Annotated in this window: 19 protein-coding genes and 1 riboswitch; of the genes, 9 read left to right on the top strand and 10 right to left on the bottom strand. The window is 66.9% G+C overall.

Features of this window, described 5'->3' with window-relative positions; genetic code table 11:
• Window positions 1-134 precede the first annotated feature (134 nt).
• Window positions 135-602 (top strand): SRPBCC family protein, encoded by a 468-nt coding sequence (locus AC5Y2L_RS03865; RefSeq protein WP_499936352.1) that lies wholly within the window; start codon window positions 135-137, stop codon window positions 600-602.
• A 19-nt stretch (window positions 603-621) separates the two neighbouring features.
• Window positions 622-1,428, top strand: a complete 807-nt coding sequence (locus tag AC5Y2L_RS03860; protein WP_499936350.1) for an SDR family NAD(P)-dependent oxidoreductase — start codon at window positions 622-624, stop codon at window positions 1,426-1,428.
• Here AC5Y2L_RS03860 and lipJ read toward each other — a convergent pair.
• Together lipJ and AC5Y2L_RS03850 are read right to left on the bottom strand one after the other, a co-directional pair.
• Window positions 1,425-2,810, bottom strand: a complete 1,386-nt coding sequence (gene lipJ / locus AC5Y2L_RS03855) for a bifunctional lipase/adenylate cyclase LipJ (protein WP_499936348.1) — start codon at window positions 2,808-2,810, stop codon at window positions 1,425-1,427. The genes AC5Y2L_RS03860 and lipJ overlap by 4 nt on opposite strands.
• Window positions 2,811-2,853: 43 nt before the next feature.
• On the bottom strand, window positions 2,854-3,444 hold the full coding sequence (locus AC5Y2L_RS03850; protein WP_499936556.1) for a TetR/AcrR family transcriptional regulator: 591 nt from the start codon (window positions 3,442-3,444) through the stop codon (window positions 2,854-2,856).
• 95 nt (window positions 3,445-3,539) lie between these two features.
• Between AC5Y2L_RS03850 and AC5Y2L_RS03845 the strand changes: the two genes are divergently transcribed.
• From AC5Y2L_RS03845 to AC5Y2L_RS03825, 5 genes are all read left to right on the top strand, one after another.
• Entirely contained in the window at window positions 3,540-4,502 is a 963-nt protein-coding gene (locus AC5Y2L_RS03845) for an oxygenase MpaB family protein (protein ID WP_499936347.1), read from the top strand.
• Window positions 4,503-4,833: 331 nt separating this feature from the next.
• Window positions 4,834-5,052, top strand: a complete 219-nt coding sequence (locus tag AC5Y2L_RS03840) for a hypothetical protein (protein ID WP_499936346.1) — start codon at window positions 4,834-4,836, stop codon at window positions 5,050-5,052.
• Window positions 5,053-5,229: 177 nt separating this feature from the next.
• Window positions 5,230-6,120 (top strand): SDR family NAD(P)-dependent oxidoreductase, encoded by an 891-nt coding sequence (locus AC5Y2L_RS03835; RefSeq protein ID WP_499936344.1) that lies wholly within the window; start codon window positions 5,230-5,232, stop codon window positions 6,118-6,120.
• Entirely contained in the window at window positions 6,117-7,682 is a 1,566-nt protein-coding gene (locus AC5Y2L_RS03830) for an AMP-binding protein (protein ID WP_499936343.1), read from the top strand. Before AC5Y2L_RS03835 ends, AC5Y2L_RS03830 begins: the two co-directional genes overlap by 4 nt.
• 195 nt (window positions 7,683-7,877) lie before the next feature.
• Complete coding sequence (locus AC5Y2L_RS03825) at window positions 7,878-8,684, top strand: L,D-transpeptidase (RefSeq protein ID WP_499936342.1); 807 nt, start codon at window positions 7,878-7,880, stop codon at window positions 8,682-8,684.
• Between the two features lie 9 nt (window positions 8,685-8,693).
• On the opposite strand, the gene AC5Y2L_RS03820 is transcribed toward AC5Y2L_RS03825, so the two are convergent.
• The 6 genes from AC5Y2L_RS03820 to AC5Y2L_RS03795 all read right to left on the bottom strand — a co-directional run bounded on the left by AC5Y2L_RS03820 (window position 8,694) and on the right by AC5Y2L_RS03795 (window position 17,621).
• Complete coding sequence (locus AC5Y2L_RS03820) at window positions 8,694-9,098, bottom strand: hypothetical protein (RefSeq protein ID WP_499936341.1); 405 nt, start codon at window positions 9,096-9,098, stop codon at window positions 8,694-8,696.
• Window positions 9,099-9,600: 502 nt separating this feature from the next.
• Window positions 9,601-14,412 (bottom strand): cation-translocating P-type ATPase, encoded by a 4,812-nt coding sequence (locus AC5Y2L_RS03815; RefSeq protein ID WP_499936339.1) that lies wholly within the window; start codon window positions 14,410-14,412, stop codon window positions 9,601-9,603.
• Window positions 14,413-14,517: 105 nt separating this feature from the next.
• A complete protein-coding gene (locus AC5Y2L_RS03810) occupies window positions 14,518-14,778 on the bottom strand; it encodes a hypothetical protein (RefSeq protein WP_499943567.1) in 261 nt (86 codons plus the stop codon).
• 52 nt (window positions 14,779-14,830) lie between these two features.
• Entirely contained in the window at window positions 14,831-16,498 is a 1,668-nt protein-coding gene (locus AC5Y2L_RS03805) for a PPE domain-containing protein (RefSeq protein WP_499936337.1), read from the bottom strand.
• A gap of 121 nt (window positions 16,499-16,619) precedes the next feature.
• Window positions 16,620-16,804: riboswitch (cobalamin riboswitch) on the bottom strand.
• A 132-nt stretch (window positions 16,805-16,936) separates the two neighbouring features.
• Window positions 16,937-17,161: a hypothetical protein gene (locus tag AC5Y2L_RS03800; RefSeq protein WP_499936335.1), complete on the bottom strand. Its 225-nt coding sequence runs from the start codon at window positions 17,159-17,161 to the stop codon at window positions 16,937-16,939.
• A gap of 58 nt (window positions 17,162-17,219) precedes the next feature.
• Window positions 17,220-17,621: a nuclear transport factor 2 family protein gene (locus tag AC5Y2L_RS03795; protein ID WP_499936333.1), complete on the bottom strand. Its 402-nt coding sequence runs from the start codon at window positions 17,619-17,621 to the stop codon at window positions 17,220-17,222.
• 85 nt (window positions 17,622-17,706) lie between these two features.
• Here AC5Y2L_RS03795 and AC5Y2L_RS03790 point away from each other — a divergent pair, with 85 nt between their 5' ends.
• Window positions 17,707-18,564 carry a rhomboid family intramembrane serine protease gene (locus tag AC5Y2L_RS03790; protein ID WP_499936332.1) on the top strand — a complete coding sequence of 286 codons (858 nt, stop codon included), beginning with the start codon at window positions 17,707-17,709 and terminating at the stop codon, window positions 18,562-18,564.
• 10 nt (window positions 18,565-18,574) lie between these two features.
• A complete protein-coding gene (locus AC5Y2L_RS03785) occupies window positions 18,575-19,036 on the top strand; it encodes an SRPBCC family protein (protein WP_499936330.1) in 462 nt (153 codons plus the stop codon).
• Window positions 19,037-19,153: 117 nt separating this feature from the next.
• On the opposite strand, the gene AC5Y2L_RS03780 is transcribed toward AC5Y2L_RS03785, so the two are convergent.
• Together AC5Y2L_RS03780 and AC5Y2L_RS03775 are read right to left on the bottom strand one after the other, a co-directional pair.
• Complete coding sequence (locus AC5Y2L_RS03780) at window positions 19,154-19,936, bottom strand: SDR family NAD(P)-dependent oxidoreductase (RefSeq protein ID WP_499936329.1); 783 nt, start codon at window positions 19,934-19,936, stop codon at window positions 19,154-19,156.
• 1 nt (window position 19,937) lies between these two features.
• Entirely contained in the window at window positions 19,938-21,542 is a 1,605-nt protein-coding gene (locus AC5Y2L_RS03775) for an AMP-binding protein (RefSeq protein ID WP_499936327.1), read from the bottom strand.
• Window positions 21,543-21,544: the final 2 nt, after the last annotated feature.

Raw genomic sequence — 21,544 nt, 5'->3', positions numbered from 1 at the left:
CGCTGTACGCGTTGCTGAGACGCAGGCCGCGCGGCGGCGGTCCGCGGCTGATGCAACGGGGCGCCGAGCGCTGTTGACCCGCCGGGCCGGGTGGTCGACGGGCCCGGTGACCCGCGGCGTGTTTGGATTGCGCCATGGAACCCGAAGAGCGAATCGTGAGCGTAACCCGCATCGTCGCGGCGAACGCGCAGCGAATTTTCGACCTGATCGCCGACCCGTCGCTGCAGCCCAGCTGGGACGGCAACAACAACCTCGCCTCCGCCGCGCCGGGACAGCGTGTCCGGCAGGCCGGTGACGTCTTCAAGACCACGTTGACCCAAGGTGGCGTGCGGGAGAACCACGTCGTGGAATTCATCGAAGGCAGCCAGATCGCCTGGCGCCCAGCAGAGCCCGGCAAGCCACCGCCCGGCCATCTTTGGCGCTGGCAACTCGAACCGGTGAGCGCCGACCTCACCAGCGTGACCCACACCTACGACTGGACTCAGCTGACCGACAGTGCTCGCCTGGCTCGCGCCCGGGCCACGACACGTGAGATGTTGCGCGCTTCGCTGGACCGGCTCGCAGTGCTTGCCCAGGAGTCCGGCCCGGGCAGTCGGGGCTGATGCCCGGTAGGGTCCGGGTATGGCTCTCCCACCACCAGGAAGTGACCGCGCGGCGATTGTCACCGGCGCTTCGTCCGGCATCGGCGAGGAATTCGCGCGGATACTGGCCCAACGTGGCTATCAAGTCGTGTTGGTCGCCCGCAGGGCCGAACGGCTCGAAGAACTCGCCGCACGGCTCGGCGCGCACGCGCATCCACTACCGGCTGACCTGTCAAAGCGAGAAGACCGAGCCGCCCTGCCGGACCGGGTCGCCGCGCTTGGGTTGGTGCCCGACATCCTGGTCAACAACGCGGGACTGTCGACCACCGGGGTTGTCGCGGAATCGGTTCCGGAGCAAGAACTTAACTTGGTCGAGGTCGACGTGGCGGCGGTAGTGGACCTGTGCAGCAGGTTCTTGCCGGGCATGGTCGACCGGCACCGTGGCGCCGTGCTGAACGTGGCGTCGACGGCCGCGTTCCAACCCTTGCCGGGGCAAGCGGCCTACGGCGGCGCAAAGGCGTTCGTGCTGTCCTACACCCACAGCCTGCGCGGTGAGCTCCGCGGCACCGGGGTCAGCGCGACCGCGCTGTGCCCGGGGCCGGTGGACACCGGATTCGGCGAAACGGCCGGTTTCTCCAAAGAGGAAGCCGAATCGGCGCTGCCGAAGGTGATGTGGCTTCCCGCCGACCAGGTCGCGCAGGCCGGGATCGACGGTCTGGCGGCGGGCAAGGCGGTCGTCATCCCCGGGCGGGCCAACCGGGTGGCTGCGTCGATTTCCCGAATCGCGCCGCCTGAGTTGCTGGTGCCCTTCCTGGCGCGCGGCCACCCCGCCCTGAAGCGGCGCTAACCCGCGACGACGGCGTGCTCACGCTCGAGGGCATACATTCGCCATAACCCGGGGACGCCTTTGAGGACGCTTTCACCGCGATCGGCGAACCTGTGCCGTGATCCGGTGACGATGTCGCGCACCGTCGACGACACCCGTACCTCGCTGGCGCCGGCCAGGGCGGCCACCCGCGCACCGATGTGCACCGCCATGCCGGCCACGTCATCTTTCAGGCCGCCGCGGACCTCCACCTCTCCGGCGTGAATTCCGACCCGCACCTCGATGCCGAGCACCCTGACCGCGTCGACGATCTCGTCGGCGCAGGCGAGCGCCGCACTGGGACTGCTGAATGTCGCGACGAATCCGTCCCCGGCGGTGTTGACTTCGCGCCCACCGAAGCGCTGCAGCTCGTGGCGCACGATGGTGTCGTGATTGTCCAGCAGGTCGCGCCAGCGATCGTCGCCGAGCAGCGCCGCACGCTCGGTCGAGCCGACGATGTCGGTGAACATGATCGTGGTGAGCAGGCGCTCGCTATCGGAACCACCCCGCATCCCGGTGATGAATTCTTCGATCTCGTCCAGCAGCGGCCCGGTGTTGCCGACCCAGTACAGGTTGTCTTCGCCGGGTAGTTCCACGAGGCGGGACTCGGCGATGTGCTCCGCCAAGTACCGACCATGTGAGACCGGGGTGAACGTCGAGTCGGCGCGGTGCAGGATCAGCGTCGGCGCGCTGACTCGCGGCAACTTGTCCCGCACGTCGCCGGCCCGGATGGTTCGGATCATCGCCAACGCCATGCTCGGGGAGGCGGCGCGATTACCGGCCATGTCCCACCAGGAGCGGAACGCGTCATCGTGGGCGACGCTCGGTGCGATCATGCCGAGCATGTCGAAACCCTGCTCGACGGCATCGGGGTCGACCACCAGGGTCGTGTAGGGATCGAGAGCATCGATGGTGGCGCCGATGGGGTAGTCGGGCGCGTACAACGTCCGGGCCGAGCCGTTGAAGATCACCAGGGAGCTGACCCGTTCGGGATAGTCGGCGGCCAGCACGATTCCGGTCATCGCGGTGAAACCGGGCGCCACGATGGTCGCCCGTTCGCATCCCACGGCGTTCATAACGCCGATGACGTCCTTCGCCCAGAACTCGGGCCCGATCACGTCGGGCGAGGAGACCCGCGACGACAGGCCGATACCGCGCTGGTCCAGTCGGATCACCCGGGCGAAAGACGCCAATCGCCGGTGGAAGCGGTACATCGACGGCTCGGCGTCGATGCAGTCGATCGGGATGGACGGCCCGGGCAGCATCACCAGGTCGATCGGGCCGTCGCCGAACACCTGATAGGCGATGTCGGTCTCGCCGCAGCTGGCGTATCTGGTGCGCGGAGCCCCACCAAACCGGGTCACGGCATTCAGGCTAGTTCAGCACACCGACAGGTCGCAGCGTCAGCTACGGGCTGGTCCGGCCGATGATTGGTACGAGATAACGTGCTGCGTATTCGCGGACGGCTGCCGGATCCGACGTATCGAGCCGCTCGGTGGGGAACACGACGATGCCCAGGGCGACGCGCAACAGGATGTCGGCGATATTGGCCAGGTCGGGCTCGGGAATGTCGGCCCCGCATCGGCGCAGGGTGTGGGCGATTCCGTCGGCGAACTGGCCGATGGGGAAGGCGTGGGACCGGGAGAACATGCCGAGGAGTTCGGGTTCGCTGTCGGCGATCCGCGAGTAAAGCGGCGAGTCGTGCACCAGGCGTACGCCGAGCGCGAAGGCTTCGATCACCGCCTGCTGCGGATCACAGCCGGTGGTGGCTTGGTCCAGTGTGGTGAAGAAGAGCTGCGCCTCTCGTCGCACGACGTGTGCGAACAGGTCGTCTTTGGTGGGAAAGCGGCGGTAGACGGTGCTGCGGCTGACCCCCGCGCGCGCGGCGACGTCTTCGATGTTGGCGCGCCGCACGCCGTAGGTCTCGAACACCTGTCGGGCGGTGTCCAAAATGGTGCGGTCGAGCTCGGAGAGCGAGTCGCGTCGCTTGGTCTTGATGGCTCACCTGCTTTGCGTACGTCGGACCCGGTTGCTAGCGTGGAACAAAGATAACATTTTGTTTCAGTGTTTCACGTTCGTCTGAGGAGTTCGGCATGACCGCTCACAACGAGGCTCCGGCCAAGCCGAGCGCCGGCGCGCGGTTCGACACCGGCGTCCGGGAGGGGGTGCCGGTGCTTGCTGACGGCGCCGAGCCGGACGAGGTCTCGCCGCGGCTGGGGCCGGATTCGCTGATCTGGAAGTTCTACGGAGACCACCGGACCCAGTTTTTCGGATTCCAGCGCGTCGCCGGCGTCGAAAACTGCATAGAGCAGCTCGCCCAGGGCGTGCTCGACCACTCGGTGATCTTCAGCGACACCTTGGGCCGGGCCAAGCGAACCGCACCCCCGCTGATGAAGACCGTCTACTCGGAGACGCCCCAGGAGTGGGGCCGCAAAGTCCGTGACTTCCACAAGCCGATCAAGGGCACCATCAGCGACGGGTCGAGGTACCACGCGCTGAATCCGGAGTTGTTCTACTGGGCGCACGCGACATTCGTCGACCAGGTCATCTACAACGCCGATACGTTCATTCGGCGGCTGTCCCATGCCGAGAAAGAGCAGATCTTCAACGAAGGCAAGATCTGGTACAGCCTTTACGGAGTCAGCGACCGCGGCCAGCCGCAGACATATGACGAGTTCGTCGAGTACTGGGACGACATGCTCGAGCGGTTCGTCCCGCACAAGACGGTCCTGTACGGCACCGGCTACATCCGCAAGGGCATACCCGGCCCGCGCTGGCTGCCCAAGCCGCTGTGGAACATGCTGTCTGCGCCGCTCAACGCCTACACCCGGCTCGTGCTGGTGGGCACCCTGCCGCCGCAGATGCGGGCAGTATGCGAACTGCACTGGGATGACAAGAAGGAGCGGCGATTCCAGCGCTTCGCGGCCGTCATGCGGGCGCTGAACCCACTGATCAACCGGCTGCCCGTGTGGTTCATCTACGCGCCCTGGGCGGCCACCGCCTGGCGCCGCGCCGGTGTCGATCCACGCAGGCTGCATAACCGGCCCGCCGTCTGACCGGATTGGCGGCCTACCCACCACCACGGCCTGCAGATCGAATCCCCTGGCAAGCCAAATGGATTCGACTTTCACTCGTCACCTGACGAAAAACGATGATCACCACCGCGGCTGCCGTCGAGGACGATTCGCTCCGTCACCACGACAAACCAGCCCGTGAGGGCCTGGCGAATCGACTGTGCGGGTTCGCGTGAATGGCTAGCATCCTGACCGTGGCGGCAATCCGAACGTCAGAGCAGATGGACCGAGAGCGACCAGCCTGATGGCTGAGGATCCCGAGTCGGTTCCACCACCGCCTGACGACAATGGGCCTCCCTGGCGGAGGAAGATCATGACCGCGGTGGCCGTGCTGCTTGCTCTCGGTCTTTTGGTGCTCACGGTGCTCAGGTTTCTCGACCACGACCACCACCACCACAACTTCGTCCTCACCGTGCTTGTCTTCGCGGCAGTCGCGTTGATCGCCTTGTTGAATGGGGGAGGTGGTGATGGTGACGGATTCGACTGGTTCGACTGGTTCAACTGGTTCGACGGTGATGGCGGCGGTGACTGAGGACGTGTTTGGAGTGGCCTCAGGGATGGGGATGGCCGCATAGGCTTCGCGGCGGAGCCGCTGGCCATCGGCACCTTCCACTACGGCGACCCGAAGCTGATCGCGCACGCGGTAGGTTACGTGTCGGGGGTCAGCAGCGGCAGGCTTCGGCTTGCGAAACGAAATGCGGCAGTGAAGATGAATGTGATTACGCAGGCGCTGGAGGCGACACTCGACCGAGTGGCCAACCCTGGGCAGATATCGGATCCAGACAGGCTGCGCAAGGCCGTTTCAGCCAAGACCGTCCTGGTGACCGGGGCGTCGTATGGCATCGGCGAGGCGACCGCGCGCAAACTGGCCGCCGCCGGCGCGACGGTCCTGTTGGCGGCCCGATCCGCGGAACGCCTCGACGACCTTGCGGCATCAATCAACGCGGGTGGCGGGAGGGCGATGGTCTATGCGACCGATCTCAGCGATGAGACCGCCGTGCACGCGCTGACCAAGCAGATCACCGAGAACCACGGCCCGCTGGACATCGTGGTCAGCAATGCCGGCAAGTCATTGCGCCGCTCGCTGCATCACCAATACGACCGACCGCACGATTTCCAGCGCACCATCGACATCAACTACCTCGGACCCATCTGGCTGCTGCTCGGCTTGCTACCGGCCATGCGTGAGAACGGCCGTGGCCACATCGTGAACGTGTCGAGCGTGGGCGTGCGGGTGGTCCCGGGTCCACAGTGGGGCGCCTACCAGGCGTCCAAGGGCGCGTTCGATCGCTGGCTGCGCAGCGTGGCACCGGAACTGCACAGTGATGGCGTGGACGTCACGTCGGTCTACTTCGCGTTAGTCCGTACCCGGATGATCGAGCCGACGCCGATGCTGGGCAAGTTGCCGGGTTTGTATCCGGACCAGGCCGCCGATTCGATCGCCAAGGCGATCATCGAGCGGCCCCGCAGCGTCGAACCGCCATGGGTGTGGCCGGCGGAGATCGCCTCGGTGGTGCTGGCGGGGCCGGCCGACTATGCGGCTCGGCTGTGGCACCGCCGGCTTTTCGCCGAGTCCGGCGCCCAACGGGACGGCGCATGATGGCCGGTAGCGTTGCCGCCACCGCGGCGCGGGGACTGGCGTGTTCCGGGCTGCTCAGTCCGCCCGCTCCACCGGCGCTGTTGCGGCTGATCCGCGAGGTGTACCGAGGCGGCACGAATCTCTATACATTGCTTGCGATTTCGGCCGCGAGGTGGCCAGACCGTACCGCAATCATCGACGACGACGGCGCATTGAGCTACCGAGAGTTGCAGTCATGCACCGAGTCACTTGCCCGCGAGCTCGTCCGCAGCGGTGCAGCGCCGGGCGAATCGGTGGGGATCATGTGCCGCAATGGACGCAATTTCGTCGCCGCGGTATTCGCCGCTGGTCTGGTCGGAGCCGATGTGGTGCTGGTAAGCACGGAGTTTCGTCTCGATGCGCTGGCGGGGGCGCTGGATACGCACCAGATCAAGACGATGTTCGCCGACCGGGAATTCAGCGGCCAGATAAGCGATGTCGACGAATCCGTCGTGGTAATCGATCCCGTGACCGTCGAGCCGCGACCGGGCGATGCACGACCGAAGGTCGCGCCGTCGGGCCGGATCGTCCTGCTCACGTCGGGCACTACCGGCGTACCCAAGGGAGTGCCTCGGGCGCCGCGGCTGAGCTCAGGAGTGGGCGTCGGAGTCACGATCCTGGAGCGCACCCGGTTGCGCGTCGGATCGCGAATCGCGTTGGCAGTCCCCATGTTTCACGGCCTGGGACTCGGCATGCTGATGCTGACCGTGAGCCTGGGCGGCACCGTGCTGACCCATCGGCGCTTCGATGCCGAGACCACCCTGGCGCAGGCCTCGCTGCAGCGGGCCGACGCGATGAGCGTGGTCCCGATCATGTTGGCGCGAATTCTGGACCTGCCACAACGAGTGCGGGCGCGCAACGCCCTGCCGTGTCTGCGGGTGGTCATCTCCAGCGGCGACCGCCTCGATCCCGCCCTGGCGCGACGGTTCATGGATGCCTACGGCGATGTCCTCTACAACGCCTACGGCTCCACCGAGGTCGGTATCGGCGCGCTGGCCACACCGGTCGAGGTGCGTAACGCCCCGGAGACGGTCGGACGACCGGTCGCGGGATGTCCGGTACGCATCTTCGACAGACACGGCAGGCCGGTGGGCCCGCGGGTCACCGGTCGTATCTTCGTGGGCGGTGAGCTGGGCGCGGACGGATACACCGGCGGCGGCGGCAAAGCCGTCATCGACGGCATGACCAGCACCGGCGACATGGGCTACTTCGACAACTCGGGACGGCTCTACATCGTTGGGCGCGAGGACGACATGATTGTCTCCGGCGGTGAAAACGTCTATCCGCGAGCGCTGGAGAACGCACTCGCCCAACATCCCGGTGTCGCAGAGAACGCAGTGATCGGAGTGCCCGACGAGAAGTTCGGACGGAGACTGGCCGCGTTCGTCGTCCCGCGGCGGGGCAGCGACATCGACGAGCCGGCGTTACGAGAGTACTTGAAAGGCAAGGTATCCCGGTTCGAACAGCCGCGGGACATCCACCTCGTCGAGAGCATTCCACGCAACCCGGCCGGCAAGGTGCTGCGCCGAGAACTCGCCACCTAGCGCGAGCAGACGCAAAAGCACTGGACACGCCGAGCGTGCGGGTGCTTTTGCGTCTGCTCGCCGTGACCAAACCTTGTCCGAGACTTGATCGAGCCGCTGGCGCGCGCTGGCGTTCGCGGCGTCGTGACGCCCCTAACATCGACCAACGACAACCCCTTTGGGGGCTCCTTTCGGCGTGAAGGATGACGAGAAGCGATGCGGGCGGCACTTCGGTCAATTCTGGTGGTGGTCGGAATCGGCGTGACCTTGGTCGCGCCACCCGCTCGGGTGAATCTGGCGGCGGCCAACCAGTCGCGCGACTTCGCAATCGCATCGGTTCTGCCGGGGCCGGGACAGGTCGTGGGTGTCGCCCACCCCGTCGTCGTGACGTTCGTCGGGCCCGTTTCCAACCGGCCGGCGGCCGAGCGCGCCATCGACGTGAAATCGGTGCCCGCAATGACCGGCAAGTTCGAGTGGCTGGATCGTGATGTGGTGCAGTGGGTTCCCGACCGATTCTGGCCGGCGCACAGCAAGGTGGCACTGTCGGTCGGCGCCCTGGCCACGGATTTCAAGACGGGTCCGACGGTGCTCGGTGTCGCCAAAATCTCGGAGCACACGTTTACGGTCACCATCGACGGGGCCGAACCGGGGACATCGCCGCCGTTACCGGCGCCGCACCATCGACCCCACTGGGGGGAAGACGGTGTCATGCCGGCCTCGATGGGGAAGGCGGAATTCCCGACGCCGGTCGGCAAATACGCCGTCATGTCCAAAAACCGTTCGGTCATCATGGATTCCAGCAGCGTCGGTATCCCGGTCGACGATCCCGACGGCTACCGGCTCACGGTGGATTACGCCGTCCGGATCAGCAGCCGTGGCCTCTTTGTGCATTCGGCTCCCTGGGCGGTCCCATCGATGGGAGCCGATAACGTCAGCCACGGCTGCATCAGCCTCAGTCCGGCCGATGCAGAGTGGTACTACGACACCGTCAACGTCGGTGACCCGGTGATCGTGCAGGAGTAAGGGCTCTGGTCAGCGTGCGCCGGGGCAAGCCGTACGGGTATCCGGAGCCACGGCCCCGACCAAAACCGCTGGGGGTTCCGTCGGCGCAGGCAAGGGGCCGGGCAGAACTACCGGAGCGGACGCCGGCATGGCCGGCGCGCTCGGCACCCCCTTACCCGTCCGCGGGACAGGGCCCGCCATGGTTTCGATTGGCGCTGCCCCCGGCGCCGCAACCGGCGCGCCTGCTCCGGCGGGCACAAGCGGCGCCGGCGCGCCCAGCGGGATCGGCGGACCTCCGGCGACAGGAGGGCCGGGCAGGGCCAGCGGTGCCGGCGCAGCCCCGTCGACCGGAAACGCGGTGCCCGCCATCTGCTCGAGGCAGGTGGGCCCACCCAGCGGCGGTGGGACGGCTGCCGCGTCCGAACTGAACGTCATTGCGGCTCCGCACAATCCGGCGCCGACGACAATCGTGACGTTGAATCGAGCGAAGTTCCTCAACAGTCTCCCTTTGTGGTCAGTGTCTTCGGTGGCCGCCCCCGCAGCCGAACGGTATCGGCCGCCGGAGATTTTGCCTAGGTGGCCAATGTAATTGGTTGCAGAACCGATGCCGACCACGAGCCACGTCGTGATCGCGTCGTTTCCAAGAAGTGACTCAGCTTCAGCGACACGCAATCTCACGGACGGCGCGGCGGGCATTGGGTGTGAATGGCTGGCTTTGCGAGTGAATTCTGGGATTCGCGAGTGTAACTAGGGCGGAGATTCGTGCCGATTCCCGCCGTTGGCTCACACCGAAAGCCGTCAGTTCACACCGAAAGCCGTGGGTTCACACCGAAAGCCGTCAGTTCACACCGACGTGGCCGGGCGACGGCGGAAGCACCGACCGCCACCCGAAAGGACGCCAATTTCCGCATAGCCCAGGCGATTTCGCCCCGTCCGCTTAGTCCTGATCGGGAACCACAGCGCCGATCGTCTTGGCCAACCATTGCGGCGCCAGCACCGAGATCGCGGTGGCGCCCGCAGTCGCGGTGATTACCCCGGTCCAGGCAACGGGACCCAACGGCGTGCACCCGAAGAAGTTGCTCAGAACGGGTGTTTGGATGATGCCGACCAAGACGCCCGCACTGCCCAGGGCCGTGGCCACGACCAGCGGGCTGTGCCGGCGCGTCAGCAGCGTCTGCGCCAGCTGCGTCGTCACCACAGCCGTCAATCCCATTGTCGCCGTTCGGCGTTCGGTTCCCGGCGTCCAGCGGCCCATGGCCCAGGCGGCGGTCGCACCGGCAGCGGTGACCACCCCGCGGTTGACAATCTGGCGCATCAGGGGCGCGTCGAGCGAGGGCGTCGGCGACGTCAGCACCGCGCGTTGATATGCACGGCGAGCCTGGTCGGCTTCCTGCTCGGATTCATAGTCCTGGTAGTCCGGCTCTTCGAATTGCGAGGTCACGGCCACGGCGAGCGCTGGGAACATGTCGGTGAGCAGGTTCACCAGCAGTAGTTGCCGGGTCCCCACCGGCGCCCGCCCGGCGCCGAACGCCGTTCCGATGATGGTGAACAGCACCTCGCCGACATTGCCGCCGACCAGGATGGTCACGGCGTCACGCACGCCCGCCCACATGGTGCGGCCCTCGACCAAGGCGTCGAGCAACACGCCCAGATCTTCGTCGGTCAGCACGATGTCGGCGGCGCCGCGCGCGGCCGAGGAACCGCGGCCGCTGACGCCGATACCCACGTCGGCCATCCGGATGGCCGCGGCGTCGTTGGCGCCGTCGCCGACCATCGCGGTCACTCGTCCACAGCGCTGCAGCGCCGCCACGATCTGCACCTTTTGTTCGGGGCTGACGCGGGCGAAGACCTGCACGTTGGCGGCCAGCTTGGCTGACGCGTCTTCGTCGAGGCCGACGAGTTCGGCTCCGGTCACCACCCGCGCATCCGCGGGCAGGCCCAACTGCCGGGCGATCGCTCGCGCGGTGACGGGGTGATCGCCCGTGATCAGCACGACGTGGCGCTTGGCGTCCACCAGCGCTTCGATCAACGGGCGCGAGGACGGCCGCGCGGTGTCGGCCAATCCGACGTAGCCGATCAACTCGAGGTCGTGTGCTGCCTCGTCGACGGCGTCGGCATCGGTGTCGTCATCGTCGTCGGTGTCGTGCTCCCAGCGGCGCTGTGCCACGGCCAGTACCCGCAGGCCTTGCTCGGCCAGGTGGTGCACCAACGACTCTGCGTGCGCAAGGTCGGCGTCCGGATCCTCGAATCGGCACCGCGGCAAGACCGTCTCGGGAGCCCCCTTGAGCATCAGCATCGGGGTGCGGGAATCGGTGGCCAACGTTCCGATGGAAGCGGCAAAGCCACGACTGGACTCGAACGGTACCTCGGCGATCACCGTCCACCCCGAATCACCTTGACCGTTGAGCGAACTCGCCGCGGTGAGAATGGCTTCGTCGGTCGCGTGCGCATGGCCCTGGCCGTCATGCGGTTGGGTGGACGCCCACGCGGCCTTGCGCAGCACCGCGGCGGCGGCCGGATCGGTGGGTTCGGGATACGGACCCGGCGTCGTTGTCTTCGCAGGCACCGCGCATACCACCCGCAACCGGTTCTCGGTGAGGGTGCCGGTCTTGTCGAAGCACACCGTGTCCACGCGGCCGAGGGCCTCGATGGTCCGAGGAGCGCGGACCAATGCGCCCCGGGCGGTCAGGCGCTGCGCGGCGGCGAGTTGGGACAGGGTGGCGACCAAGGGCAGCCCCTCGGGGACGGCGGCTACCGCGATCGCGACGCCGTCGGCGACCGCCTGGCGCAACGACGCTCGACGCACCAGCGCCAAGGCGGTGACGGCGACACCCCCGGCCAGCGTCAGCGGAAGGACCTTGCTGGTCAGCTCGCGCAGCCGGGCCTGGACACCGGCCGAGGTCTCGACGTCGGCGACGGCCGAGATCGCGCGCTGCGCGGCGGTGCCGACCCCGGTGGCCACGACGATCGCGCGGGCGTGTCCGGCGACGATCGTGCTGCCCTCGAACAGCATGCTGGCCCGGTCGGCGTCGTTGACCGCGACGGGTTCCACCTGCTTGTCCACCGGCAGCGACTCGCCGGTGAGCAGCGACTCGTCGACCTCGAGGTCCTCGGCCACCAGCAGCCGGCAGTCCGCCGGGACCACCTCGGGCGCCGCCAAGTCGATCACGTCGCCGATGCGCAGCGACTTCGCGGACACCGTGGCCGTGCGGGTGGTGTGTTGCGCTGCCTGCAGCCGGCGTCGTGTCGTCGCCACCGCCGGCACGACGACACGGCGCACCAGTTGATCTTGCTCGGCGAACAGTTCGGCGGCCGCCGCCTCGGCTCGCAGCCGCTGTACCCCACCGGTTATCGCGTTGACGGTCATCACGCCGGCAACCAGCAGGGCGTCGACATTGCTGCCCACGATCGCCGACGCCGCTGCGCCGACGGCCAGGATCGGGGTCAGCGGGTCGGCCAGTTCATGCCTGGTCGCCACCAGCAGCCGTCCCAGGGACTGCAGCGGCCCGCGCAGCGGTGCGGCCACCGGTTCGTAGGACAAGTCGTCCAGAATGCGCCGCCAGGCCGGGGCTCCGGCTTCGACGGCCAGTGGGCGCGAGCCACCGGCCAGCCGCGAATAGACGATCTCGGGGTCCAGCGCATGCCAGGCGGTCAGCGGTTGCGGTGTGGGATCGGCCAGCCGCAGCACCTTGCTTGCCGACCAGGATCCCGAAATCAAAGCCGTTGCGGCAGCGGCATTTACGGGATTGAGCCAGCGACGGAAACTGGCCGGGTTGGTGGACCTGCCCTCCTCGCCGGTGACCAGCAGCAACCCGGCCAGCGTCGTGCCGCCCTGGGCGAGGTGCACCGCCGATTCACTGGCTGAGCGCGCCGCCGGAATCGCTGACAGGATCCGCACGGCTGCCGCCAAATCGGTGCCCGTGATGATGTCGGCGGTCCACGGGGTGGCGGCGCGGGGATCGTCGAGGGCCACTCCGACGTCGGCGATGGCCAGCGCCGCCAGGGTGTCCGTCGACGCGAAGTCCCGGTGTACTGCGGTGATCAGCAATACCGGTCCGCGATCGGTGCGCAGATCACGGACCAGCTTGAGCAGCGGGGTGCCGGGCGGGTGTGTGGCACCGACGCTGGCAGAGAGGTCTTCGGTGCCGGCCACGTGGCGCAACACCACCCGCGCTCCGGTTCGGTGTGCGGTCTGCAGCAGCGGGATCGCGTAAGGGTCGACCTCCCAGCCGACGGCCACGCTGCCGACGCGCTGGCCGTCGACCATCAGATCGGCGCGCTCCAGACCCTGCGCGGGTGCCGCCGACGGCCCCTGCGCCGGTAGCCATTTCAGCCGCGCGCCGGTGGCGGGCAGCTCGTCGGGGTCGGGCTCGGGGGCCTCCTCGCCGTGCAGCAACGCGTCGGCGACCTCGTAGACCCGGTCGTCGTCCCAGCCGGGCTCGTCTCCTTCGGCATGCAGGACGGCTCGGTGGTCGCCGCGCAACGCGGCGCCGTCGATGACGACCACCTGGACCCGATCCAGTCGGCGCAGCGCGCCCGGGTCGAGCACCAGTTGGCCGGCGTTGGCCAGGCCGCGGCCCAGCATGGCCGCGAACGCCTGCCGGCCCATATGCGCCGCGCGGGGGACCCCGGCCAGGATCGCGCCGGCCGCATCCTCGGTGCCGCCGCCGGCGAGTAACGCGCTTGCCGCCGCAATCAGCGAGCCGTTCGCCGCCGAATCCGAATAGCTCTCCACGGGCCCCTTCATCGACCCCTTCGCGGTGTCGATTGCGGCGTCGATGGCGCCGCCGACGACGACATGGGCTTCGTCGCCGGCAGCCGCGGGCGCCCACGCGTGCCGCGGCGCGTGCGACTTGGTCCCGGCCGACGAGATGACCGGGACCACCGGGGCTTGCGGCCGCTGCGGCGAAGCCAGCTGGGGTTCACGTTCGCGCCATACCCGGCGGTGCGCCGCTGCCTCGGAAAGCTGCAGGCCACGGCTCACCAGGTCGAGCATCGGGGTGCCGAACGCCTGGGTGAGCCCGTTGGCCGCCGCCGTCGCCGCGCTCAGCGCGATATCTGTTCCCACTCGCCCCAATCGCGACTCCAGCACCGACACCATGCGCGGCTGATGGTTGATGAGCGCGACCACCGCCCGGGTGGTCTGCGGTGCGGCGGGCAGTTTGGCGACGGTGCCCGTAATGGCGGCGGTCATTGCGACCAGATCCATCGCCGCGGCCGTCAGCGGGACCAGAATTGCCAACGGGTTGCCGGGGTCGGCGAACGCAGCGACCGGTGTCGCCGACCCGGACGCCACCAGCTTCAAGTCCTCGGCAACGGCGCCGACGACGTCACGCACCTCGTCCAAGACCGCATCGCTGTCGGCATCTTCGTCGATTTCGACCACCAGCCGGCCCAACGAGCACTCGACGTGAGCCTTGGCCACGCCGGCAATCCGGCGCACCGGCTCCTCTACCACTGCCGCGTGCTCATCCCATCGCGGGAACGGCAGCAGCGGATCCAAATCCAGATGCACCCGGTTGCGGCTGTGCCAGCGCACCGGCGGGATGGGATGGGTGGCCGAGCCGTTAGAGGTTCCCAGCACCCGCCCGGTCGACTGGGCCGCGGCTTGCACCACCGGGCCAACCAGCTCCACCACCGGGCTGGTCAGCATTTGCACGGTGCCCGCGGCACCCGATGCCGCCTGCGCACCGGCCTGCATCACACCATCGGCCAAACTGCCCACCAGGCCGATACCCGGAATTTTCACTCAGTCACCCTTCAACAACCAGCGCCGCGCCTAATACTCATGGTGTGTTACCGCGCTGTCCACATCTGAACCACATGTGAACTCGAGCGTAGGCGCAGCGCGCGGCTATGGGCTTAAAGGCAAGCCGAAAATGGTGAAGAGCGCCGGATCGAGAAAGACGGTGAGGGCAGCAATCCCGCTGGTGCCGACCGTGATGACGTGAATCGAATGGGCCCGCATGACGCCGTCGTCGGCGCGCCGATATTCCGCGACGGCGGGTTGACCGTTCGCAGCCGTCGGGATCAGCGCCATGTCGCCGGGCTTGGTGAAAGCCCGCGCGGCAAGGAAGCGGGTTACCGCCGCCCGTCCGGTGAACCACGTTGGCACAGGCGGCATTCGAGCCGATCGCAGCGCGGCACCGGCACGTCGTCGCAACCGGCTACGGCGAGTCGGGCTCCCAGGTAGCCGGCATCATCGGCAGGCTGGCTCCGCCTAACCCGCCGCCGGTCAGAGTGATCAGCCCGGCAGCCTGGCGGGCACCGGCTTTGGTGGCGGTTCCGGCGAACCCGCGGGGTCCCGCGCCCCCGTCCGAGGCGACCGTCTCCGGGTCTGGCTCCAAATCCATGTATTCGTAACCCCGGCCGAGCACCTGCGCCTTGGTTCGTCGGCGCCGCTGCTTGGGAGCTTCGTCTTCGGGCGTCGTCGTGATCGGGAGGTTTTGGGCGACGTCGGGCGCCGACGCGTGCTTGCGGGCGCTGATGCTCGCTTCCGTCCTGGCGGCAGAGTTCAGGTCGCCCACCAGGTAGGCGAAGTTCTCCATTCCCGCGCCCATGTTTGCGGCGATGGTGCCCGCGCCGGTCAACCCCGGTGGTGCCGGAGTCGACGGCGGCAGCGGTCCGGGCGCCGGTGCCGAAGCGGTCAGTTCCCCGGCAGTTGGCGTCGGGGACGAGGTGGACGCCGGGATACTCGGCGCAAGGACCAACGCGGGCGCCGTCACCGGGGGTGCGACGGGCGGCGCCGGTGGCACGGAAAGAAGCGCGGCGAAACCCTTTAGGCCGATGGGCGCCAATACAGCGCCGGCGGCCAACGGCAATAGCGGAGCGGTCAGTAGCGGCACCAGGACCGTGAGCAGCACCAGAGTCTGCTCGAGCAGAGTCTTGAGCAACGCGATGGTGTCGGTGATGACCGTGCCGATGACTTCGACGGTGGTGAACAGAATGGTGAACCCGATGGTCGCCGGATTACCGGAGGCAAATGCTGCGGTCAGATCCAGCGCCACAAAGCTGAACATCTGGGACAGCAGCGCGACATATGTGCCGATGTCCATCGGATAGCCGAGTGCGAACGCGATATTGAGTGGACTGAAATAGGTGAGTGGATTACCCAGGATGGGCAGCCAAGGATCGAACCCGCCAAACATCCCTTGGAAGAAGGGGCTGTTGTAGAGCGCATCGATCAACGGTTGGATGCTCTCGTTGTAGAAGTCGATGAAGCCGCTCTGCTCCAACCATTGATAGATCTCGTTCTGTCGGTCGGGCGGCAATGTGGCCGCGTCGAAAGCGGCCGTGTCGGCTTTCATGATTTGCGGGGCGGCGGTGGACTCCGGCGCCGACGCGATCGCGGTGCTGGATTCGGTCTGGTAAACGCTCATCACGGTGGCCGCCTGGATCCACATCCGCAGGTAGTCGGCTTCGTTGAGCGCGATCGGGATGGTGTTGACGCCGAAGAAATTCGTGGCCACCAGCGCCGCGTGCGTCGCGTGGTTGGCAGCCAATTCGGCCAAGGTCGGCATAGCGGCCAGCGCCGCGGTATAGGCGGTGGCCGCGGCTTCGTGTACTGCGGCCCTTGTGGCGCTGTCGGCAGCGGCTTGGGTCAGCCAGGCCAGGTACGGGGCGTGGGCAGCGGCATACGCCTGAGCGGTCGGCCCGTCCCACGCGCCTTGCACGCCGTCTAGCAGCCCGGTCAGCTCGGCGGCCGCCGTGGCGTACGCGGTGCTCAGTGAGGCCCACGCCGCGGCCGCCGCCAGCAGCGGACCGGGTCCCGGCCCAGTACTCAGCAGGGCCGAATGCAGTTCAGGGGGCGAGGCCATCCATAGCGGGGCGGTCATTGCCGACCGCCGGTAAGTGACCGGGCGGCGAGCCCTTTTCCGGAGACGCCAGCGGTTGAACCGCACGACAAAAACTGCAACGACATCGCAGGTCAGCTCTCTCCGGGGTACATCCGCCCCGGGCTAGCAGGACACGATGACGCGAGTCTCCTGGCTCTCGGATCGCCGCTCGCCTCGCCTTCCAACCAAATGGCCGTGGCATATGAGGGTCGCTCCCCGATGACAGTGGCGGGACCGCGCCGGATTCGCACCGGCTTCCTGCGTCGTCATCGCCTTACGGGCGATATTGTCGCATCCCGGCTGCAGCTTCCGCGCGCACTCTTGCAAAACTCTTGCAATTGGAGGTCAGCGACAGCGCGATTCCAGACGTCTCAATAACGCGAATTAGCGGTAGCCGCCGAACGGCTACTGGTTGCGATATTCAGCCGAAAAACTGCGCTACAGGTATCGGTGGTTTGCCCGGCCGACGTGGTAACCGGCGGGGAAAGATTTCTCGATGACCTGTAACTGGTGGTCCACTCGGGACTCGAGTTCGAGGACGACGCAGCTGTCGCCCACGGTTTTCGACTCGAGAACTATGTACCGCTGACCGCAATCGGTGATCGGGTCGCCAGAGTGCAATTTTTCGACTGGCACCAACTCCGGTGTTCCGTCTGCCTCCACGCAAGACACAGTAGGTCAACTCCGCGGGCGAGGGAATAGTTCTCTGGATGGTCACCGATCAGCGTGCATCTCCCGTCGGCGCTTGGTTGTCGGCGCCGCGCTGCTTGAAGAACACACTGACGTGAGAGATCAGGCCGTCGTCGTTGCGCTCGAACCGCAGGCACTCGGGCCATGCCGCGCGGACGCCGTCGATCTCGAAGGCTTCGGTCAGCTCGACGTAGGAAAGCCGGCCGTTCACGTGCGAGATTCGCTGCACGTCCACCCGGTGGCCCTTGAGTTCGGTCAGAACCTTGCGTAGGTAAGCGAGGTAATGCTGCTTGCCTTCGATGCGATCGCAGAAGGGGCCCTCCCGGGTCAAGCCGTCGTCGGCGATCGTGGCCGCCAGGCCGTCCCAATCGTGGGCGGCCAGGCAGGTCAGATAGCGCTCGACTGGGCCGGTTGGGCCGCTGGGGTGAGCCACGAAAAACACGCTAGGTCAATGTCTTGCACAAGTGAACAAGCTTGCTGCCCGGCGTTGGTTCCGCGCTGCAGGCAAGAATGGTGCGATGAGCGGATCAAGCGTGCCCGAGTCGCCGGCCGACGCCCCGGCTTGCTACCGGCATCCGCAGCGCATCACCTATGTGCGCTGCACCCGATGTGAACGGCCGATCTGCTCGGATTGCATGCGCAGCGCCGCAGTCGGTCACCAGTGTGTGGACTGCGTGCGCGCCGGGGCCAAGACGATTCGCCAGCCCCGCTCACAATTCGGAGGCCGGGAGCCGTCGGGCATTCCGATCCTCACCTATGCGCTGATCGCAACCAACGTCGCCGTTTTCATTGTGCAGCTGGCATCGCAAAACCTCGAAACGACGCTTGCCATGTGGCCGTGGGGAATTGCGCAAGGTCAGCTGTATCGCCTGGTGACTTCGGCCTTTGTGCATTACGGCGCGGCGCATCTGCTGTTCAACATGTGGGCGCTGTTCGTCGTCGGGCCACCGCTCGAGACGTGGCTGGGCCGGTTGCGCTACGGGACGCTGTACGCGCTGAGCGCGCTGGGTGGCTCGGTGCTGGTTTACCTGCTGTCGCCGCTCAATTCGGCGACCGCGGGCGCATCGGGTGCGGTGTTCGGTCTTTTCGGCGCGATATTCGTGGTGGCGCGGCGGCTCAGCCGCGACATTCGCGGGGTTGCCGCGGTGATCGTCATCAACTTGGTCTTCACCTTCGTCGCCCCTTTGGTCAGTTCGCAGCGAATCAGCTGGCAGGGTCACATCGGTGGCCTGGTCACCGGTGCGCTGGTTGCGGCGGCTTACGTCTACGCACCCAAAGCCGGCCGCACCCGGATCCAGGCCGGGGTGACGATCGCCGTCGTCGCCGTGTTCGCCGCGCTCATCTGGTGGCGGACCAACGTTTTACTCGGGCGTTAAGTTGCGTGGCATGAGCTGGTGGACGGCCCACGCCGAGCGGACGCTGAGCGAACAGGTACCCGCGCCACCGCACGAGGTTCGCGATTTCTACGTCGACTTGAACAACATCAAACTGGTGCATCCGCTGATCGTGTCGGTGGATGTGGTCTCGCGTGGCGACACCTCGGACGGCTATCACCAGACATATCGGGTCGTCGACCGTATCCCGTTGGGGCCGTTCACTATCCGGACCGCCTATCGGGCACGGCTGCAGGTACTCTCCGCTGGAGATGTGCTGACCGAGGCGGACCAGTTTCCTGGTGTGCGGTTGCGGGGAAAGGTGAGCTTCGAACCGGTTGACGGCGGCACCCGGGTCACAGAGCGCATATGCATATCAGCACCCCGGCCGTTGGCGGCGTTCACCACCCGGGAGGCGGTCAAAGCCCATATCGCGATGCTCGCCGGAATCCGGCGGCACTACGAAACAGCTTGAGCGTCGATTCCGTCGATGCCACAAATCCATCGCCGAGCGTGCTCTCACGGCGAAATAATCGCCAATTTATCGCCGTGAGAGCACGTTCGGTGCCTGCCGCGCTACCCGCAGCGGTCCCTATTCTGTTGGCTTGGGTTTCCACTCCGAGGTGAGCGCCAACTCGGACAGATACTTGGTGGAGCTCCACCCCCCGTCGACGACGATGGTCTGGCCGTTGATGAATGCCCCACCGGGAGAACACAAGAACGCCACCGTGCTGGCGACATCCTCGACCGTGCCCAACCGTTGATGCGGCGTCATCTCGGTGTTGATCCGCCGGAACCGCTGGTCGGCCAGCCGATGCTCGGTCATTGGAGTCTGGATGACGCCCGGAGCGACTGCGTTGCAACGTATTCCCTGCGCACCGTACTGGCACGCGATGTGGGTGGTCAGCGCCGTGAGCCCGCCCTTGGCCGCCGAGTAGGCGCCGCCGCGCAGACCGCCCACGACGGCGAAGGTAGAGGTGATGTTGATGATCGCCGAACCGGTCCGCATGTGCGGCAGCACCTCTCGGATCAGGCGGAACGGTGCACGCAGCATCAAACCGAGGAAGTGGTCCAGTGACTCGTCGTCGGTTTCGTGTATTGGCTTGGGACTGCCCACCCCGGCCGCGTTGACGAGAAAGTCGACATGCCCCCACCGCTCGACGGCGAGGCCAGTGATCCGATGGGGCGCGTCGTCGTCGGTGAGGTCGACGGCCAGCGTGGCCACCGCGCCCGGATTGGCCATGCCAGAGGCCAATGCGGCGAGCTTGTCTTGACTGCGCCCGGTCGCCAGCACTGCCATGCCCATCTCGGCAAGCCTTGTCGCACAGGCCGTTCCGATGCCGCCGGTTGCCCCGGTTACGATCGCCACCTGCATGTCACCGGCCTGCCTTCATGAGCGCCGCCCTGATCTGATGTTTGAGGACCTTGCCCGCATCGTTTTTCGGAAGCACATCCCAGATAACCACTTGCTCCGGCACTTTGAACCGGGCGACGCCCGACGCCTCCAAAAATGCGCGCAGGGCGGCAACGTCAGGGGGCGGCGCCGTGGTCGGCACGACGACGGCGCAGGCCCGCTCTCCGGTGCGGTCGTCGGGCAGGCCGACGATGGCAATCTCGGCGATGGCGGGGTGTCCGGCCAGGATGTCCTCGACTTCCTTGGGTGAAATGTTCTCACCGTTGCGGATGATGATGTCCTTGGCGCGGCCGGTGACCACCAGATAGCCGTCGTCGACCCAGCGCGCGAGGTCTCCGGTGCGGAAATAGCCTTCCTCGTCGAAGGCGTCTGCTTCGTCCTCGGGGTGCTGATAGCCGGCCAACATCTGCGGCCCCCGCGCATGAATCTCCTCGCCGACCAGCTTCACCTCGGCCAGGCCGACGCGGCCGTCGGTGTCGGCGGCGCGGTCACGATGCTGTGGTGCACCGACGGTGGTGATCGGCACCTCGGTCGAACCGTACACCCGGGTGACGATCGCCGACTCGAAATATGTTGCTGCCCTGTGGATCAGCGACGGCGACATCGCGGCGCCGCCGCAGACGAACAGCTTCAGATCGGGCAGCCGGGTATCGGCGTCCTGGGCAGCCGCCAGTAGCTGTGCCAAAAACGGTGTCGCACCTGCCATATGGGTGCACCGCTCCGTCCGCATGAGCCGCACCGCCTCGTCGGCGTCCCACCGATCCATCAACACGGCGGTGGTGCCCAACAGCAGCGGGCATTCGAACGCATAGATGGAACCACCGATGTGGGCGATCGGCGAAGCGACCAGGAACTCGTCGCCCCGCTCGACCAGCCAGTGGTCGCGGATCTGGCAAATCAGCGCGTGTAGCGAGTTATGGGTGTGCAGAACACCTTTCGGACGCCCGGTAGTACCGGAGGTATAGAGAATCATCCGCACGGCGTCGGGATTTAGCTGGGGCAGCTGGCGGGTGCTCGGTTGCGGTGTGACCAATGACTCCAATCCGACCTCGTCGGCGTGGGAATCGCCCCGCACCACGAGAACCTCGGGCGGCGATTCCAGCTGTGCGGTCACCCGGCGCAGCATCGCCGGATAGTCGTGGCGGCCGAAAGATGACGGCACAAAGACCATGCGGCTGTCGGCGTCTTCGAGGATGAAGCGCATTTCCCGATCCCGCAACGACGGCAAGATCGGGTTGGCTACCATCCCCGCCAACGTCGCGGCCAGGTAAATGACCGCGGCCTCATGCCAGTTGGGCAACATGAACGACACCACACTGCCCGGGGGAATGCGTGCGTGCAACGCCTGCGCCAAGGTGCTCGCCTGCCGGTACAAGTCCTGACAGTCCAGTCGATGGTCACCGTCGACCAGCGCCACGCGCTGCGGAGTCTGTTCTGCGGCCTCGCGCAGCGCGTCGGCCAGCGTGGTGCGTACCCACCAGCCACGTGCGTAAGCCTCGTTGGCGCGTTCGTCGTTCCAGCGAACCCAACGTCCCCCGATCAGCTTTCGGTCCTGAGATGTGGGCATGC

The sequence above is a fragment of the Mycobacterium sp. NGS66 genome, from assembly GCF_059812225.1.
Note: the sequence above shows the minus strand (reverse complement) of the source record. Positions and strands in the feature narration are given on the sequence as shown.